The sequence below is a fragment of the Methylobacterium sp. JK268 genome, from assembly GCF_054052225.1.
On the sequence record NZ_JBSVZN010000013.1, the window covers coordinates 40,593 to 56,332 of the forward strand.

The 15,740-nt window shown below is 71.2% G+C and carries 15 protein-coding genes and 1 other annotated feature; of the genes, 5 read left to right on the top strand and 10 right to left on the bottom strand.

What is annotated here, in order from left to right; genetic code table 11:
• Nucleotides 1-285: 285 nt before the first annotated feature.
• Nucleotides 286-424: a sequence feature (AL1L pseudoknot), on the top strand.
• The 4 genes from ACW9J6_RS15810 to ACW9J6_RS15825 all read left to right on the top strand — a co-directional run bounded on the left by ACW9J6_RS15810 (nt 328) and on the right by ACW9J6_RS15825 (nt 3,191).
• Entirely contained in the window at nt 328-618 is a 291-nt protein-coding gene (locus tag ACW9J6_RS15810) for a hypothetical protein (protein ID WP_457117577.1), read from the top strand. It overlaps the preceding feature by 97 nt.
• Nucleotides 619-1,038: 420 nt before the next feature.
• Complete coding sequence (locus ACW9J6_RS15815) at nt 1,039-1,347, top strand: hypothetical protein (RefSeq protein WP_457117439.1); 309 nt, start codon at nt 1,039-1,041, stop codon at nt 1,345-1,347.
• A 107-nt stretch (nt 1,348-1,454) separates the two neighbouring features.
• On the top strand, nt 1,455-2,501 hold the full coding sequence (locus ACW9J6_RS15820) for an OmpA family protein (RefSeq protein ID WP_457117440.1): 1,047 nt from the start codon (nt 1,455-1,457) through the stop codon (nt 2,499-2,501).
• Between the two features lie 345 nt (nt 2,502-2,846).
• The gene (locus ACW9J6_RS15825) at nt 2,847-3,191 is read left to right on the top strand and encodes a hypothetical protein (protein ID WP_457117441.1); all 345 of its coding nucleotides are present in this window, start codon (nt 2,847-2,849) and stop codon (nt 3,189-3,191) included.
• A 102-nt stretch (nt 3,192-3,293) separates the two neighbouring features.
• Here the strand turns inward: ACW9J6_RS15825 and ACW9J6_RS15830 are convergent, their stop codons facing one another.
• Nucleotides 3,294-3,821 carry a hypothetical protein gene (locus ACW9J6_RS15830; RefSeq protein WP_457117442.1) on the bottom strand — a complete coding sequence of 176 codons (528 nt, stop codon included), beginning with the start codon at nt 3,819-3,821 and terminating at the stop codon, nt 3,294-3,296.
• Between the two features lie 519 nt (nt 3,822-4,340).
• Nucleotides 4,341-5,732, bottom strand: a complete 1,392-nt coding sequence (hydA, locus tag ACW9J6_RS15835; protein ID WP_457117443.1) for a dihydropyrimidinase — start codon at nt 5,730-5,732, stop codon at nt 4,341-4,343.
• Nucleotides 5,733-5,815: 83 nt separating this feature from the next.
• Between hydA and ACW9J6_RS15840 the strand changes: the two genes are divergently transcribed.
• Entirely contained in the window at nt 5,816-6,475 is a 660-nt protein-coding gene (locus ACW9J6_RS15840; RefSeq protein WP_457117444.1) for an aspartate/glutamate racemase family protein, read from the top strand.
• 61 nt (nt 6,476-6,536) lie between these two features.
• On the opposite strand, the gene ACW9J6_RS15845 is transcribed toward ACW9J6_RS15840, so the two are convergent.
• The 8 genes from ACW9J6_RS15845 to ACW9J6_RS15880 all read right to left on the bottom strand — a co-directional run bounded on the left by ACW9J6_RS15845 (nt 6,537) and on the right by ACW9J6_RS15880 (nt 15,615).
• Nucleotides 6,537-7,172: a flavin reductase family protein gene (locus ACW9J6_RS15845; protein WP_457117445.1), complete on the bottom strand. Its 636-nt coding sequence runs from the start codon at nt 7,170-7,172 to the stop codon at nt 6,537-6,539.
• Between the two features lie 16 nt (nt 7,173-7,188).
• On the bottom strand, nt 7,189-8,115 hold the full coding sequence (locus tag ACW9J6_RS15850) for an N-carbamoyl-D-amino-acid hydrolase (protein WP_457117446.1): 927 nt from the start codon (nt 8,113-8,115) through the stop codon (nt 7,189-7,191).
• A 30-nt stretch (nt 8,116-8,145) separates the two neighbouring features.
• On the bottom strand, nt 8,146-9,798 hold the full coding sequence (gene nikE / locus ACW9J6_RS15855) for a nickel ABC transporter ATP-binding protein NikE (RefSeq protein ID WP_457117447.1): 1,653 nt from the start codon (nt 9,796-9,798) through the stop codon (nt 8,146-8,148).
• Entirely contained in the window at nt 9,795-10,664 is an 870-nt protein-coding gene (locus ACW9J6_RS15860; RefSeq protein ID WP_457117448.1) for an ABC transporter permease, read from the bottom strand. The genes nikE and ACW9J6_RS15860 overlap by 4 nt, the downstream gene beginning before the upstream one ends.
• Entirely contained in the window at nt 10,661-11,692 is a 1,032-nt protein-coding gene (locus ACW9J6_RS15865) for an ABC transporter permease (protein WP_457117573.1), read from the bottom strand. Before ACW9J6_RS15865 ends, ACW9J6_RS15860 begins: the two co-directional genes overlap by 4 nt.
• Nucleotides 11,693-11,723: 31 nt before the next feature.
• Complete coding sequence (locus ACW9J6_RS15870) at nt 11,724-13,337, bottom strand: ABC transporter substrate-binding protein (RefSeq protein WP_457117449.1); 1,614 nt, start codon at nt 13,335-13,337, stop codon at nt 11,724-11,726.
• Between the two features lie 62 nt (nt 13,338-13,399).
• Nucleotides 13,400-14,869 carry an NAD(P)-binding domain-containing protein gene (locus tag ACW9J6_RS15875; RefSeq protein WP_457117450.1) on the bottom strand — a complete coding sequence of 490 codons (1,470 nt, stop codon included), beginning with the start codon at nt 14,867-14,869 and terminating at the stop codon, nt 13,400-13,402.
• Nucleotides 14,866-15,615: an SDR family oxidoreductase gene (locus ACW9J6_RS15880; RefSeq protein ID WP_457117451.1), complete on the bottom strand. Its 750-nt coding sequence runs from the start codon at nt 15,613-15,615 to the stop codon at nt 14,866-14,868. The genes ACW9J6_RS15875 and ACW9J6_RS15880 overlap by 4 nt, the downstream gene beginning before the upstream one ends.
• Between the last annotated feature and the right edge of the window lie 125 nt (nt 15,616-15,740).

Consider the following 15,740-nt stretch of genomic DNA (forward strand, 5'->3'; position numbering starts at 1 on the left):
CGCACGGCTCGCAGTGGTCGGCGATCCGGTCGAGTGCGGCTAAGTGCACCTCACTAAACTCCCGCCGCGCTGGAGGTGCCACGGCGAGCGACGACGGTGAGCGGGAGTTTTGTGAGAGACACTAAGATCGGCTGCTCGGGCGAGACGCTGAGGGACTGGGTGTGCCAGTCCGAGCGATCAGGGCGTGCGTCCTGGCCAGACGACGGACGCGCGCGAGCAGATCGAGGCGCGCGACCGTGAGAACCGTGAGCTGCGCCAAGCCGACGAGATCCGACGCAAGGCGAGCGCATATTTCGCCATGGCGGAGATCGACCGCCGGTCGCGGCCATGTTCAGCTTCATCGACGAGCATCGGGAGGTCTACGGGGTCGTCCTTCGAGAGCCTCAGGATGAGGCCGATCTGCAGGGTGCTGCCGATCGCCCCGTCGTCGACTGCGCGCACGCCGCCCGGCGTGCCGATCCCGACAAGCAACCGGTTCGCGCCCGCAGCGGCGCGGCCCTGATGATCGAGATCCCGCGCGTGTTCGAGGCCAGCTTCGGCGTCAACGGCGTGCGGAAGGTGTGGCTGCAACTGTCCCTGGAAGGATCGTGGCCGCGCGATGCACGGTGGCGCGGCTGATGCGCGGGATGGCTTGGCGGGAGTCGTGCGCGGCAGGACCGTGGGCACCACGATCCCCGACCGGGCAGCAGCTTGCCCCCTCGACCGGGTCACCCGTCGCTTCAGGGCTCCCCGGCCGAATGCTTTGTGGGTGAGCGACGTCACCGACGTGGCGACGGCGTCGGGCTCCGTACGGCGCGAGGGTGGTCGGGATCCGGCTGCGCGACGTGGCGACTCTGCCGGCCCCCGTTCATGTGTACGAGTTGACGGAGCCGCCATGAGCGGCGAGCTATCCCAGCGTCTTCCTGATCTTTGCAGAACGAATAACCTGAGGAATCGATGAAAAGAAGCCTTTTCTTAGGGATAGGTCTCTCTGTCCTATGTATGTCGGCCGCAACGGCGCAGACTTACGTCGAAAATTACAGGACGGAGGGCGTCCCGATGCTTCAGTCCATCACCTGCAAGACGTGGATGACCTTTCTCAACGTCAACCCCAAGGTCGCGTTCGACCGGGTGACGCAGGCGGTCTTGGCCGAGGGTTTCGTGGGCGTGAACGCCGAGAAGGGTCTCGGCACGCTGACGGCTCAGCAGGAGACCTCCGGGTCTGGGCGGCCGCAGACCCTGCGGGTCGTGGTGCGCAAGGCCGGCAGGGGCAGCCGGGTCGACGCGCTGTTCATGGTGCAGATGGGGCAGTTCGGCCAGGACGTCGACAAGGCCCTCTGCCGCATCGTCGAGGCGGTGACGGGGTAGGTGGCTGCCTCTCGGGCGGGCTGCGCGGCCCCATGACGATCCGCGCGGGTGCGCACCAGGCTCGCGAGCGCCTCCGCGGCGATTCCCTCGACAGGAAGGACGTGACCATGCCGACACAGACCGATCGCGCGATGACGCTCCGGACCGCCGGTCCGCGCCACCTGCGGGTGCTGCTCGCCGCGCTGGCGCTGGGCGGTTTCTCGACGCCGGTGCCGGCCGCCGGACCGGCCCGGGCCGCCGGCACCGAGGCCGATTCGCGGAGCTTCGCGCTGGACCAGGTGCCGGTTTCTGCCGCCCCGCTCGGCGCTTTCCCGTATCTCGGCCTCCCCGACGGCTACGCCTGGCACAATGCTGGCAAGGGGGAGACCCGCAGCTTCGACCAATTCCCGTTCTGGACCGGCTCGGGCATCGAGATGGCAGAGGGCAAGCTGTTCATGGGCAGGATCGAGGCTGCCGACGGGACGACCTATGCGCCGTACGAGGTGGCCCGCAACGTGGCGGCGCTCGTCGCCCAGGCCGGCGGAGTCCGGGTGACGAAGAGTCGGATCCCCGGCAGCATCACCGAGACCTGGGACGAGGACATCAGGGTCGAGAAGTCGGCAGGCCTCGGGGACGTCTACAACCGGCCGGCCGAGGTCTTCGTCATCCACCGGGCCGATCGTGCGATCTGGATCCACTTCCTCAACGATAGCCATGGCGGCAACATGGCGGTTCTCGAGACCAAGCCCTTCGCGGCGACCGCGACGCTGCTGCCGGCCTCGGCCGCAGTGCCGGCCTCGACCCTGGCGCAGGCGCTTGCCGACCAGGGCAAGGCGGTGATCCACGTCAATTTCGCCTCGGACGCGACCGAGATCCTCCCGGACTCGCGCCCGCAGATCGACGCGATCGCGCAGGTGCTGAAGGACCAGCCGACGCTGCGGCTCGCGATCAACGGCTATACGGACGAGACCGGCTCCGCGGCACACAACCGGACCCTGTCGGAAGGCCGGGCGGCATCGGTCCGGCAGGCGCTCGTGGCGGCGGGGATCGACGCGTCCCGACTGACCTCCAAGGGGTTCGGGTCAAGCGGCGCGGTGGCCGACAACGGGACGGAGGCGGGCCGGGCGCAGAACCGGCGGGTCGAACTCGTGCGGGTGCCGGCAAGACGGCCGTGACAGGGGCGGCGCTTCCCGATGGGCGATCCGTGAGGCCGCACGTCCATCAGCGGGCGGTTCGTCCGTGGGCTGCCGCCCCGGTCCTCCTGTCCGTGCCGCCGGCCTGGCCCATCCGGGCGCGGACCGGACAACGCGCCGCCCATTCCGAGGATGATCCGAGCCGGCCGCACCTGATCGCGACCGCGCTGGCGCAGCGCCGGTTCGCCGGGCAATTCACCGGTGGCCCCTTCGCCGGGTTCGACGCCGACCGCGACGTCCTGCCCATCGGTCGGGCGCAGGTCTACGGTTGCTTCGGGATACGGGGTCCCATCGCGCCGATCCGGGGCGCGAAACGAGGAGGTCGAGATGATGACGTCGACGACGCACAGCCTGATGGCCGTGGTGGTGGTGAGCCTTGCCTCGGCCTCGGCCCTCGCGGCTCCTGCGGTGCCCTGCGCAGCCGACGCCGAGAAGCAAGCCCTCAAGCTGCTGCGTTTCCACACGGACGGAGATGACCGGGCCAGCATCGATTCCGGGTCTGTGCGGTCAGTCGGGACCGTCGCGTCCCTGGTCGGGACACGTCGCTTCGCGGTGATCGAAGTCGGGGGCAGCGTCTACAAGGCCGCGTATCGGATCCGGCTGATCTACGCGCCGCTGTCCGGCAGCTGCGTGCTCATGGGACAGGAGATCTTCGAGCGCAGCGATGCTTGAGCGCCCTTCCGCGGCCGGCGCGTCGGACCGTGGCGGCGGGCCGCGCCTCGGCGTCCCGCTCCCTCGACGCGTACGGCATCGGGCGTGCCGGCGCCTCTGCGCTCACACGAGGTTCCAGTGGACGAGCCGTCCGTTCAGGAACAGCAGTTCCAGCTTGTTGCCGGCCCCCCTGGCCGTGGCGGCGGATGCGGACGCGGCCGCGGCCGCCGTCTCGACATCGCTCACGGCCCCGCCGGCGCGATAGAGCGCGCCCGCCGCCCTCGAACCGACCGGCGTGAGCGAGGCGATCGCACCGAGCGCGTTGCCGACGCCGGCCGGCACCGCCTCGCCCCTGATATACGTCAGGACGCTCCGATCGCCCGCGGGCGAGGCTTCGTTGGACCGGGCTGCCGGGGCGCCATAGAGGGCGAGAACGTCGTCGACGGTCGTGCGCCTGACCCTCAGATGCGCTCGAAGGAACGATGGGCTGAACCTGTCCGCTGCGACCGCCGTCGCGCCGCCCGTGGTCGCGCCACTCGTCACGGTGCCGTTGCCTGCCCCGGCGCTTGTCCCGGTGCTATTGCAAGCCGACAACGTAGTTATCGCCAAGAAACCGGCGGCAACGACGAGCAATGCGTTCTGATTTCTCATCCCAGAACCTTCCCACGAGGAGACAAGCCGACAGATCTGGCTCGATCGACCGTATTTGTCTGCCATAGGGCCACTGGTGTGTAAACTCATATGGTGAATCTTGTGATATCTCAAAATCTTCTGGAGAATGACAATTTCTTGTAGATATAATCTGATATTTACGCTTTTCAATTAGAAATTACATTATCCTTACCATTATAAAATCAAATTGATACTGGGTCCTCTCGGCTGTCAACCCGTTCACCAAGGCTATGGCGGCGCGATCGCGCGGGCGCCTTGGAAGTGCCGGAACGGGATACTCATGGCCGGCTCCGCGCCGACAGGGACGTGGCTCCTTCCTCCTTCGCACAGTCGGGCATCTTAACTTTGCGCCCACATCGAGGATCATGGGCCGGCTCCGGACGGAGGCGGCACGCTGGGCAAGGACGGCTCACGACCCGTGAATGGCGGCCGATCCGAGGTTGCGGCAAGCCCCTCGGACATGCACGGCGCCGCCGCGCCGGCCGTCGGGGCTCCCCGTCACGCCGTCCGGGCGAGCCAGCGGCCCGTGCCGGGCCGCCCCCGCACCGCGCCGTCCGCGGCCACGACCTCGCCCCGGCGCAGCACCGTGGCCGGCCAGCCCGTGATCGCGCGCCCGGCATAGGGCGTGAAGCCGGTTCGGTCCGCCACGAGGTCGTCCGACAGCGTCACCCGGCGATCCGGGTCCCACAGGACGAGATCGGCATCCTTGCCGATGGCGATCGAGCCCTTGGCGGTGAGCCCGTAGAGCCGGGCCGGGGCCGTCGCCGTGAGGTCGACGAATTTCCGCAGGCCGAGCCGGCCCTTCGACACCATGGCGTCGAACAGCAACGGCAGCCGGACCTGCAGCCCCGGCATGCCGTTCGCGATCTCCTTGAAACTCGGGGTCGGGCCGGCCCGCAGCTTGCCGGTCTCGTCCATGCGGTAGGGCGCGTGGTCGGAGGAGACCGTCTGGAGGTCGCCGAGGTCGAGGGCGCGCCACAGCGCCTCCTGGTCGCGGGTCTCGCGCAGGGGCGGCGAGCACATCCACTTGGCGCCCTCGATGCCGGGCCGGTCGAGGTCGGCCGCGGTGAGGAACAGGTATTGCGGGCAGGTCTCGGCCAGGATCCTCACCCCCTCCCCGCGCGCCCGGCGCAGGATGGCAGCGCCCTCGGCGGTCGAGACGTGGAACACCATCACCGGCTGGTCGAGGAATTCCGAGAAGCGCACGATCCGCTCGAAGGCTTCGCTCTCGGAGAGCCGCGGATGGCTGTCGGCGTGGTATCTCGGCGCGACCTTGCCCTCGGCGACGAGGCGCTTGCCCATCCAGGCGATCATGCCGTGGTTCTCGGCATGGGTGCAGACCAGCGCCCCGGCCTCGCGTGCCGCCGCCATCAGGTCGAGCAGTTGCTCGTCGTGCAGCCGCAGCCGGTCGTAGGTCATGAAGGCCTTGAGCGAGGTGTGGCCGGCCTTGACCAGGGCCGGCACATCCTCCTTCAGCGCCTTCTCGGTCGGGTCGGCGATGATCAGGTGGAAGGCGTAGTCGATCACCGCGCCCTTGGCGGCGAGGCCGGCGTAGTCCTCGACCACCCGCGCGAGGTCCATGCCGACATGCTGGGCCGCGAAGGCGATGACCGACGTGGTGCCCCCGAGCGCCGCCGAGGTGGTGGCGCTCTCCCACGTGTCGGCGTTGAGAAGGCCGTTGGCCGAGACCTGCTCGATATGGGCGTGGGTGTCGACGCCGCCCGGCAGCACCAGCCGGCCCGCCGCGTTGATCTCCTCCCGGCCCGCCGCCAGCCCGGCGCCGATCGCGGCGATGCGGCCGTCCCGGACCGCCACGTCCGCCGCGAAGACGTCGCTCGCGGTCGCCACGGTGCCGCCGCGCAGGACGAGGTCGTAGATCGGTTCGCTCATCGGAGTATCCTTGCTCGGAACTTGCTTTCGGCAGCGAGAGCCGCGGCCGGAGAGGCCCGGCACGACGGCGTGGAAGGTCAGGGATGACGGCGCAACACCGGATCGTGGTGATCAACCCGAATGCGAACGAGGCGGTGACGCGCGGGATCGCGGCGGCGCTGGCGCCGCTCGCCCGGCTCGGCGGGCCGGAGATCGTCTGCCGGACCCTGGCGGAGGGGCCGATCGGCATCGAGAGCCAGGCCGATGTCGAGAGCGTGACGCTGCCCCTGCGGCGCCTCGTCGAGGCCGACCGCGAGGCCGGAGCCTTCGTGATCGCCTGTTACTCGGATCCGGGCCTCCACGTCTGCCGCGAGGCGACGCGCCGCCCGGTCTTCGGCATCGCGGAATCCGGCGTGCTGACCGCGCTCGCCCGGGCCGAGCGCTTCGGCGTGATCGCGATCCGCACGGGTTCGATCCCGCGGCACCTGCGCTACCTGCGCCAGATGGCGCTGACCGAGCGGCTCGCCGGCGAGAGGGCCCTGGAGATGTCGGTGGCGGAGACCGCCTCCGGCGAGGGGACTCTGGCGCGGATGATCGCGGTCGGGCGCGAGCTGCGCGACCGGGACGGGGCCGGCGCCATCGTGCTCGGCTGCGCCGGCATGGCGGCGCACCGCAAGCCGCTCGAGGACGAACTCGGGGTGCCGGTGATCGACCCGACCCAGGCCGCGGTGACGATGGCGTTCGGGATGCTGGCCTTGGGGTAGGGTGACGGCGCGCGCCGTGAACCCTCCCCCCTCTGCGGGGGAGGGTAAGGGTGGGGCTGCCTCACCCATCCCGCGCCCGCGTCCACTCCGCGTAGCTCTGCCGCGGCAGGTCGAACCGGTCGGTCTGCCGCGCGTAGGCATCGCCGAACAGCCGCCCGACCGGCCGGTAGGCCTCCGCGTCGATCCGGGCGCGGGGCGCGTCGAGGAGCCCGGGACGGGCGTGCAGGCACAGCACCTCGCCCACCAGCAATTCCCGCTGCGGCCCGAAGACCAGCGAGACCTCGCGCCGGCATTCGAGCGCGAAGGGCGCCTGCGCGATGTGCGGCACCGGGATCTCGATCCCGTCCGCGAGGCCCAGGCCCGCGGCATCGATCTCGCTCTGCTCAGGGGGAAAGTCGATCGCGCAGATGGTCATCGCCGCGACCAGGGCCTCGTCGACGAGGTTGACGACGAACTGCCCCGTTCGGGCGATGTTGCGGGTCGTGTCCTTCGGCGCGTGGTCCGGCTTGTGCTGGAGACCGAGGACGATCAGCGCCGGCTCCTCCGAGAACACGTTGAAGAACGAGAACGGCGCGGCGTTGACGGTGCCGTCCGGGCCGAGGCTCGTCACCAGGGCGATCGGGCGCGGCACGATCGTGGCGCAGAGGAGCTTGTACCGGTCCCGGGGCGGGAGATCGGAGAAGCGGACGCTGTCCATGGGGATCTTCGGGGGGCTACTCGGGCGGGATCGCGCCGGTCCGGGCGGTGATCAGCCCGTAATGCTCGATCCGGCGGTGGCGGGCGAAGTCGAAGATCGTCTCCTTGCCGAAGCGCGTCGCGTCGAGGTCGCAATCGTGCACGAGGATCCCGTCGGCCTCGCCCTCCAGCTCGCCGACGATGACGCCGTTCGGGTCGACGATGAGGGTGCCGCCGGTCAGGTGGTGGCCGTCCTCGGTGCCGGCCTTGGCCACCGCCACCACCCAGGTGGCGTTCTGGTAGGCGCCGGCCTGGCAGGAGAGCCGGTGGTGGAACAGGCGCTCCGCCATCCCCTCCCCGGCCCGCTGGCTGTTCACCGAGGGCGTGTTGAAGCCGAGCATCACCATCTCGACGCCCTGTAGGCCCATGACCCGGTAGGTCTCGGGCCAGCGCCGGTCGTTGCAGATGCACATCCCGAGCACCCCGCCGAGCGCTCGCCACACCGGGAAACCGAGGTCGCCCGGCTCGAAGTAGCGCTTCTCCAGGTGCTGGTGGGTGCGCTCGGGGTCGAACTCGTCGTGTCCCGGCAGGTGCACCTTGCGGTACTTGCCGACGATCGCACCCGCCTTGTCGACCAGGATCGCGGTGTTGAAGTGCCGGCCCTCCGGCGTCAGCTCGGCGTAGCCGAAGGACATGGCGATGCCGTGCGCCTTGGCCCGCGCGAAGAGCGGGGCCGTCGCCGCGTTCGGCATCTCAGCTTCGAACCAGACATCCGCCTCGGCGCGGTCCGCGTGGTACCAGCGCGGGAAGAAGGTGGTGAGCGCGAGTTCCGGATAGACGATCAGGTCGGCGCCCTGCGCCGCCGCGTCGTCCAGGAGCGCGATCATGCGGGCGACGACGCTGGCGCGGTCCTCGCTCCTCTGGATGGGGCCGAGCTGGGCGGCGGCCGTACGGATGATGCGCATGCGGGTCCTTGGTGGCGGCAGGCGGGGCGGTCAGGCGCTCGCGGCGAGGGACGCCCCGGGGGTGAAGTGCGGGATCGCGGCGAGGAGTTCGCGCGCGTAGGCGGATTGCGGGCGGGCGAAGAGCGCGGCGCTCGCCCCCTCCTCGACGACGCGCCCGTGCTGCAGCACGATCGTGCGCTCGCACATCATCCGCACCACGTTGAGGTCGTGGCTCACGAACAGGACAGCGAGGCCGTCCTCCCGCCGCAGCCGGTCGAGGAGGTGCAGGATCCCGGCCTGGACCGAGACGTCGAGGGCCGCGGTCGGCTCGTCGAGGACGAGGAGGCGGGGCCGCACCGCGATCGCCCGGGCGATGCCGATGCGAGCCTTCTGGCCGCCCGAGAGCTGGTGCGGGAAGCGGCCGAGCAGGTCCGCCGCGAGCCCGGCCCGCTCGGCGCTCTCCCGCACGCGGGCGCGCAGGGCGGTGCCCCGCAGGCCGGTCAGGCGCCGGAGCGGGCGCGCGATGCTGTCGAAGCCCGAGAAGCGCGGGTTGAGGCTGTCGTTCGGGTCCTGAAAGACGATCTGGATGGCGCGCCGGAATTCCGAGCGGTGGAAGTCCCGCGCCGGGATGCTGCCGATCGCCTCGCCGTCGAACAGGATCGCGCCCTCGGTCGGGTCGATCAGCCGGCAGATCAGGCGCGAGGTGGTGGACTTGCCCGAGCCGGATTCGCCGACGAGGCCGAGGCTCTCGCCCGGCCGCATGGTGAGGGAAACGCCGTCGACGACCGTGGCGCCGGCGTAGCGCTTCACGAGGCTCTGGACGTCGAGGAGCAGCGGCGTGCCCGGCGGCGGCGCGGGGCGCGGCTCGGCCGGGACGCGCGGGCTGTCCGCGCCGACGAGGTCGGCGAGCGTCGAGGTCGGCGTCGGCGAGGCGGCGACGAGCCGCTTCGTGTAGGGGTGCTGCGGCCGCGCGAAGAGCCGCGCCGGCTCGGCCTCCTCCACGAGGCGCCCCCGCTCCATCACCGCGACCCGCCCGCAATAGCGCGCCGCGAGGCCGAGATCGTGGGTGATCAGGATCATCGCCATGCCGCGCTCGGCGGTGATGCCGGCCAGGAGGTCCATCACGGTCTTCTGCGTCGTCACGTCGAGCCCGGTCGTGGGCTCGTCGGCGATGAGCAGGGCCGGCGCGCAGGCGATGGCGAGGGCGATCATCACCCGCTGGCACATCCCGCCGGAGAGCTCGTGCGGGTAGGCGTCGAGCCGGTGCTCGGGGTCGCGGATCCGCACCGCCCGCAGGAGGTCGAGCGCCTCGGCGCGGGCGTCTCTGGCGGAGAGGCTCCGGTGGGCGCGCAGGGCGTCCGCGATCTGGATGCCCACCGTGCGGATCGGGTTCAGCGCCGCGCGCGGGTTCTGGAACACCATCGCGATCGCGGCGCCGTGCAGGAGCCGCATCTCCTTCCCCGACAACCGCGCCACGTCCTGCCCGCGGAACAGGATGCGCCCGCCGGTGATCCGGCCGGCGCGATCGAGGAGCCGGGTGGCGGCGAAGGCCGTCACCGACTTGCCCGAGCCGCTCTCGCCGACGATGCCGAGGGTCTCGCCGGCCCGGACGTCGAGGCTGACCCCGTGCAGCGCGTCCACCGGCCCGGCCCGGGTCGCGAAGGTGACGCGCAGATCCTCGATGCGCAGGAGCGGCACCGTCATGTCCGCTGCCTCGGGTCGAGGATGTCGCGCAACCCGTCGCCCATCAGGTTGAAGCACAGCACCGCGAGCATCAGCGCGAGGCCCGGGAAGGCCACGAGCCACCACTTGCCCGTGGTGATGAAGCGGGCGCCCTCGGCGACCAGGATGCCCCATTCGGGCGTCGGCGGGCGCACGCCGAGCCCGATGAAGGACAGGCCCGCGGCGTTGAGGATCGCCCAGCCGAGGTTGAGCGAGATCTGCACCGCCATCGCCGGCAGCACGTTCGGCAGGAGGTAGCGCAACACCACCGCGGCGTGGCTCTCGCCGCCGGCCCGCGCCGCCTCGACCCAGCCGAGGCCGCGCCGCACGTTCACCTCGGCCCGCGCGAAGCGGATGTAGAAGGGCAGGTTGATGATCGCGGTCGCCACCACGATGTTCTCGACCCGGTTGCCGAGCGCCGCCACCATCGCCATGGCGAGCACGAAGAGCGGGAAGGCCATCAGCACGTCGACGAAGCGCCCCACCGCCTTGTCGAGCCGCCCGCCCGCATAGCCGCAGAAGGCTCCGATCACCGCGCCCGCCGCGAAGGACAGGCCCACCGCCGAGACCGCGATGGCGAGATCGAGCCGGGTCGCCGCGACGATGCGCGAGAGGAGGTCGCGGCCGAGCTGGTCGGTGCCGGCCCAATGCGCCGCGCTCGGCGGCAGCAGGGCGTTCGGCACGTCCGGCGCGATCGGATCGTAGGGCGTGAGCCAGGGCGCGAACAGCGCCACGAGGCAGAGCAGCAGGATCCCCGCGCAGGCGAGCGCGGTGAGCGGGTTGTGGCGCAGCACCCAGCCGAGATGGCCGAGCGCGCTGCCGCGCGGATCGGCGGCGACGGCGCTCATGCGACCGACACCCGCGGATCCGCGAGGCCGTACAGGATGTCGACGATCAGGTTCACGGCGACGAAGATCGCCGCCATCAGCAGCACGAAGCCCTGGACCGGCGCGTAGTCGGAGGCGAGCAGGGCGTCGAGCGCGTAGGAGGCGACGCCCGGCCAGGAAAAGACCTTCTCGACCAGCACGTTGGCGCCGAGCATGGTGGAGAACACGATGCCCGCGATGGTGAGCACCGGCAGGATGGCGTTGCGCAACGCGTAGGTGACCACGATGCGCGGGGGCGACAGGCCGACCGAGCGGGCCGTGCGCACGAAGTCGCTGCCGAGCACCGCCAGCATCGAGGCGCGGGTGATGCGGGCGAGCGGCGCGATCACGAACAGCGCCATGGTGAGGGCCGGCAGCAGGAGCTGACCGGCGGCGGCGCGCCAGCCCTCCCCATCGCCCGTCATGGCGAAATCGACCAGCAGGAAGCCGGTGATGTCGGGCGGAGAGGCCGAAAAGACGTCGAGGCGCCCGGTCGGGTCGGGGGCGAGGCCGAGCAGGTAGTAGAAGACGTAGATCAGCAGCAGCCCCGACACGAAGGTCGGCACGCAGACACCGAGGGAGCAGAGGAGCCGCACGCCGTGGTCGAGGGGCGAGCCCGGCCGCAGGGCCGCGAGCGTGCCGAGCGGGATCGCGAGGAGGAGTGCCAGCACCAGGGCCGCCAGCGTGAGCTCGAGGGAGGCGGGCAGCCGCTCGCGCAGGTCCTTCACCACCGGCTGGCCGGTGGTCATCGAGCGCCCGAGATGTCCCGAGGCGACGTCGCCGAGGTAGCGCACGAGCTGCTCGGGGATCGGCCGGTCGAGACCCATCTGCTTGCGCACGGCCTCGATCTCGGCCTGGCCCGCATTGGGGCCGGAGGCGAAGAACACCGCCGGGTCGCCCGGTAGCACCCGCATCAGCAGGAAGGTGAAGACCAGGACGCCGATCAGGGCCGGCACGGAGGACATGAGCCGCCTTCCGGCCCGCAAGGCCGTGGCGCCGGTCGTCCGCATCATCACCATGCCGTCACCTCATGGGCTGAGGTCATTTGCGCACCAGGTCGCGGTAATCGACCTGCCGGTGGAACTGGTAGACGTAGCCGTCGACCGAGGGCTGCATCACCGCGTCCTGGTTCGGCTGCCAGATCGGGATCTGCGGCATCGCGGCGAAGTGGATCGCGTTGAGGGCCCGCGCGTCCTCGTCGTACTTCGCCTTGTCCTGCTCGAAGCGGGCCGCGTTGGCGATCCGTACGATCTCGGGATCGTCGATCGAGGAATAATTCCAGCGCTGGTTGCCGGTGTAGAAGTTGCGGAAGAAGTAGTCGTTCGAGGGCAGCCAGGCGACGATGCCCTCGGTGAAGAACGGCAGCTTCTTGTCGCTGATCTGCGTCGACATCTGAGCGTCGGGCAGCTTCTGGACCTCGACCTTGATGCCGATCTTGGCGAGCGACTCGCGGATCAGCGCCGCCATCGGCTCCGCGGTGGCGGCCTGGCCGACGTTGAAGCTGAAGGTGGTCTCGAAGCCGTTCGGCAGCCCGGCCTTCTCCAGGTGCTTCCTCGCCTCGGCAAGGTCGAGCTTCACCGGCTGCGCGATCGGGAAGCCGCCGCTCGGCGGGCGCCCGTCCGGCCAGTCGCCGTCGAAGAGCGGCGTGCCGCGCCCGAACAGGGCCGCCTTGAACAGGTCCGCGTACGGGAGCGCGTAGGCGATGGCCCGGCGCACCTCGACGTTGTCGAAGGGCGGCAGCTTGGTGTTGAAGGAGATCAGCGTCAGCGCGTTGAACTGCGGCGTCGAGATCACCTTCAGCTTGCCGCGCGTCTGCAGGGCCGCGGCGTCGTTGGCCTGCAGGTCGATGACGATGTCGGCGTCGCCGCGCTCGACGAGGTTCGAGCGGGTGGCCGGGTCGGGGATCGTCTGGACGATCAGGCGCTTGAAGGCGGCGGGCTTGTCCGGGGCGGCTCCGGTCCAGGCCTCGTTCCGGCGCAGGATCACCTGCTCGCCGGGCTTGAACACCTCGACCCGGTAGGCGCCGCTGCCCGCGGTGTTGGATTTCAGCCAGTCCTGCGCCCAGGGATCCTCGGCCGTGGCGTGCTGCTTGGCGAGTTTGGCGTTGAAGATGATCGGGTAGACGGTGGCGAGGTTCGGGAGCGCCAGCCGGTCGGGCTTGGGCAGCGTCACCACGACGGTGTGGGGATCGATCACCTTGAACTGGTCGGGGCTGGTTAGCGAGCCGGTCAGGAGCTGGGGCCCGGCCAGGGACTTGGCCGAGACGGCGCGGTCGAGGGACCACTTCACGTCGTCGGCCGTCACCGGGCTGCCGTCCTGGAACGTGGCGTCCGGGCGCAGGTGGAAGGTGATCGTCAGCCCGTCCGGCGACACGTCGTAGCTCTGCGCGAGTTCGCCGCGGACGCTGTCGAGGTCGAACACCCAGTTGTCGCCGAGCTTCTTGCGGCCGAACGACACCAGCCGGTCGTAGGTCGAGAGGCTGACCGCGAAAGCCTCGCGCGTGGTGCCGGGCATGGTCGGGTCGAGGGTGTTGACGCTGGCGCCCGTCACGTAGCGCAGGGTCTCGGCGCGGGTCTGGGCGGAGGCCGGGGCCGCGAGGCCCATCGCGATCACCAGGGCGGCGGCGCCGAACAGCGCACGGGCTCGCAAACTCATCCTGCTCGGCTCCGATGGTTCCGGACGGGGCGAGGTCCGGTGCAGCGGACGCTCACGCGCTGTCACTGGCAGGTCCCGTTCTTGGCAAGTCCCGTTCCAGTTGCGCCCGGGCGACGCAGGACGGCCTGCGGCAGGTCGTAGGCCCGGAAGTCGGCCCAGTGCCGCTCCACATCGGCGCGGAACAGGCCGCGGGTGATCCCGGACACGAGCTTCGGCACCGCGATGGTCATGGCGTTGATGGACGAACCGGAGGGGCCGAAGCTCATGGTCGCGGCGATGCCGAACAGGTGGATGTCCCTGATCCAGGGCGTCTCGCCGGGGTCGCGCTCGACAAAGGCGTAGTCGTCGGCGAGGTACGGGTAGGTGGACAACCGGGCATCCGCCTCCTCGGCGGGCGGCACGTAGCGGTCGCCCCAGGTGGCGATGTTGCGGGCGAAGGCGCCGAGCTCCGGCCGGGCGGCGAAGTCGGTCTCGATGCCGGTCGCCGCGATGACGAAGTCCGCGGCGATCGCGCCTTGCGGCGTCTCGAGCACCACGCCCTCCCCGGCCATCCGGGCCGCCCGCACCGGCGCCCCCTCGTGCAGCGCGAAGACCTCGTGGCGGGCGCAGCGGTCGTAGGTCGCCTGCGGGAAACCCTCGCGCATGGTGAGGATCGCCGCCATGAAGCGCCAGCGCCACGCGTCGTCGAGATCCGAGAGGTGGCGCAGGAAGCCCGCGAAGGTCAGCCAGCGATAGGGCTGCACGACCTGCGGCACCGCGCGGCGGCAGAGAAGGTGCACCCGCGCCCCGGCCTCCAGCGCCGTCGCGGCGTTGTCGAAGGCCGAGGCGCCCGCGCCGATCACCGCGACGGTGCGGCCGCGCAAAGCCGCGAAGTCGATCGGGTCGGCGGTCGTGGCCTTGCGGTGCGCCGGAAGGCCGTCGAGGACCGGGAGGCTGGCCCAGCGCCCCATCCCCTCCTGACCCGTCGCCAGCACGACCTTGCGCGCGTGCAGAATCTCCGGCGCGCTGTCCGCCGGCTGGATCGCGACGGCGAGAAGGCCGCCCGCCTCCGGAGCGATGCCGGTGACCGCGGCGCCGTTGCGGACCGGGATCCCGGTCACGTCCCGGTACCAGGCGAGATAGGCCGCCCAGTGCTCCTTGGGGATGAGGTCGAGATCGCGCCAGCTCGCCTCGCCGAACCGGGCCTCGTGCCAGGACTGGTAGGTCAGGCTCGGGAGGCCGAGGTCGGGGCCGGTGAAGTCCTTCGGGCTGCGCAGGGTGTGCATGCGGGCGTAGGTCAGCCACGGCCCCTCGCGACCGGCCGCGGCGCGGTCGAGCACCAGGAGGTTGGTCACGCCCGAACGCATCAGCCCGAAGGCGGTGGCGAGGCCGGATTGTCCGGCTCCGACGATCACCACGTCGAGAGAAGGCGCGCCGTCCGGGCCGGGGCGCGGCACCAGCCAGGGCGCGCGCGGATGTGCGGTGCGGGCGAGGTCGTCCGCGACCCGGCGGGCGAGGGAGGCGAGGCGGTCGCTCGCGATGCCCGTGCTCATGCGGCGAGCCACCCGCCATCGACCGCGAGCGTGCTGCCGGTGGTGAAGCTCGCGGCATCGCTGGCGAGAAACAGGGCAGCCTCGGCGACCTCCTCCGGCCTCCCGAAGCGGCCCAGAGCGTGGCGGGTCCGTGAGCGCTCCTCCGGCACCGAGGGGTCGGGGTGGCGGGCGAAGCTGCGGCGCAGGAGCGGGGTTTCGATCGCCCCCGGGACGACGGCGTTCACCCGGATGTTGTCCGGCGCGTAGTCGAGCGCCATGGTGCGGGTCAGGCTCAGGATCGCCCCCTTGGCGGCGATGTAGGCGCTGTTCCCCCGGCCGCCGGCGAGCGCGAGCTGGGAGGCGACGGTGACGATCGCTCCGCCGCCCCGGCGCTGCATGGCCGGGATCACGGCGCGGCTCCACAGCCAGGTGCCGCCCACATGGGCGCGGAACACCGCCTCCCAGTCGGCCGGATCGGTCGTCGTGACGGTGCCGCCGCAGGAGAAGCCGGCCGCCGCGACCAGGATGTCGATCCGGCCGAACCGGGCCAGCACCGCGGCGGCATCCGCCTGGGCAGCGTCGGGATCGCCGACGTCGGAGGCGAGCGCCACCGCGTCCGCGAGGGCGGCAGCGACGCCGCGCGCGCCCTCGCCGTCGCGGTCGACGACCGCCACGCGGGCGCCCTCCCGGGCGAAGAGGCGCGCCGTCGCCGCGCCGATGCCCGAGGCGCCCCCGGTGATCACCGCGACCTTGTCCTGCAGCCTCATCGGCGCTCCCCGTGCTCGGCGTCCCGGGGACGAGCGTCTCGTCACCGCGGCGCCCCCCCGCACGCAACCCGTGTTCCACCCGGTCGCCCCGCGCCGCCGCGGCCCGCGTCACGGGGTGACCCGCG

What these genes read in the sequence shown, in the direction of transcription:
- ACW9J6_RS15865 (WP_457117573.1), bottom strand. Translation starts at nt 11,692, where the DNA reads ATGCGGACGACCGGCGCCACGGCCTTGCGGGCCGGAAGGCGGCTCATG.
- ACW9J6_RS15830 (WP_457117442.1), bottom strand. Translation starts at nt 3,821, where the DNA reads ATGAGAAATCAGAACGCATTGCTCGTCGTTGCCGCCGGTTTCTTGGCG.
- ACW9J6_RS15825 (WP_457117441.1), top strand. Translation starts at nt 2,847, where the DNA reads ATGATGACGTCGACGACGCACAGCCTGATGGCCGTGGTGGTGGTGAGC.
- ACW9J6_RS15870 (WP_457117449.1), bottom strand. Translation starts at nt 13,337, where the DNA reads ATGAGTTTGCGAGCCCGTGCGCTGTTCGGCGCCGCCGCCCTGGTGATC.
- ACW9J6_RS15860 (WP_457117448.1), bottom strand. Translation starts at nt 10,664, where the DNA reads ATGAGCGCCGTCGCCGCCGATCCGCGCGGCAGCGCGCTCGGCCATCTC.
- ACW9J6_RS15875 (WP_457117450.1), bottom strand. Translation starts at nt 14,869, where the DNA reads ATGAGCACGGGCATCGCGAGCGACCGCCTCGCCTCCCTCGCCCGCCGG.
- ACW9J6_RS15815 (WP_457117439.1), top strand. Translation starts at nt 1,039, where the DNA reads ATGCTTCAGTCCATCACCTGCAAGACGTGGATGACCTTTCTCAACGTC.
- ACW9J6_RS15810 (WP_457117577.1), top strand. Translation starts at nt 328, where the DNA reads ATGTTCAGCTTCATCGACGAGCATCGGGAGGTCTACGGGGTCGTCCTT.
- ACW9J6_RS15820 (WP_457117440.1), top strand. Translation starts at nt 1,455, where the DNA reads ATGCCGACACAGACCGATCGCGCGATGACGCTCCGGACCGCCGGTCCG.
- ACW9J6_RS15880 (WP_457117451.1), bottom strand. Translation starts at nt 15,615, where the DNA reads ATGAGGCTGCAGGACAAGGTCGCGGTGATCACCGGGGGCGCCTCGGGC.
- ACW9J6_RS15850 (WP_457117446.1), bottom strand. Translation starts at nt 8,115, where the DNA reads ATGCGCATCATCCGTACGGCCGCCGCCCAGCTCGGCCCCATCCAGAGG.
- nikE (WP_457117447.1), bottom strand. Translation starts at nt 9,798, where the DNA reads ATGACGGTGCCGCTCCTGCGCATCGAGGATCTGCGCGTCACCTTCGCG.
- ACW9J6_RS15845 (WP_457117445.1), bottom strand. Translation starts at nt 7,172, where the DNA reads ATGGACAGCGTCCGCTTCTCCGATCTCCCGCCCCGGGACCGGTACAAG.
- hydA (WP_457117443.1), bottom strand. Translation starts at nt 5,732, where the DNA reads ATGAGCGAACCGATCTACGACCTCGTCCTGCGCGGCGGCACCGTGGCG.
- ACW9J6_RS15840 (WP_457117444.1), top strand. Translation starts at nt 5,816, where the DNA reads ATGACGGCGCAACACCGGATCGTGGTGATCAACCCGAATGCGAACGAG.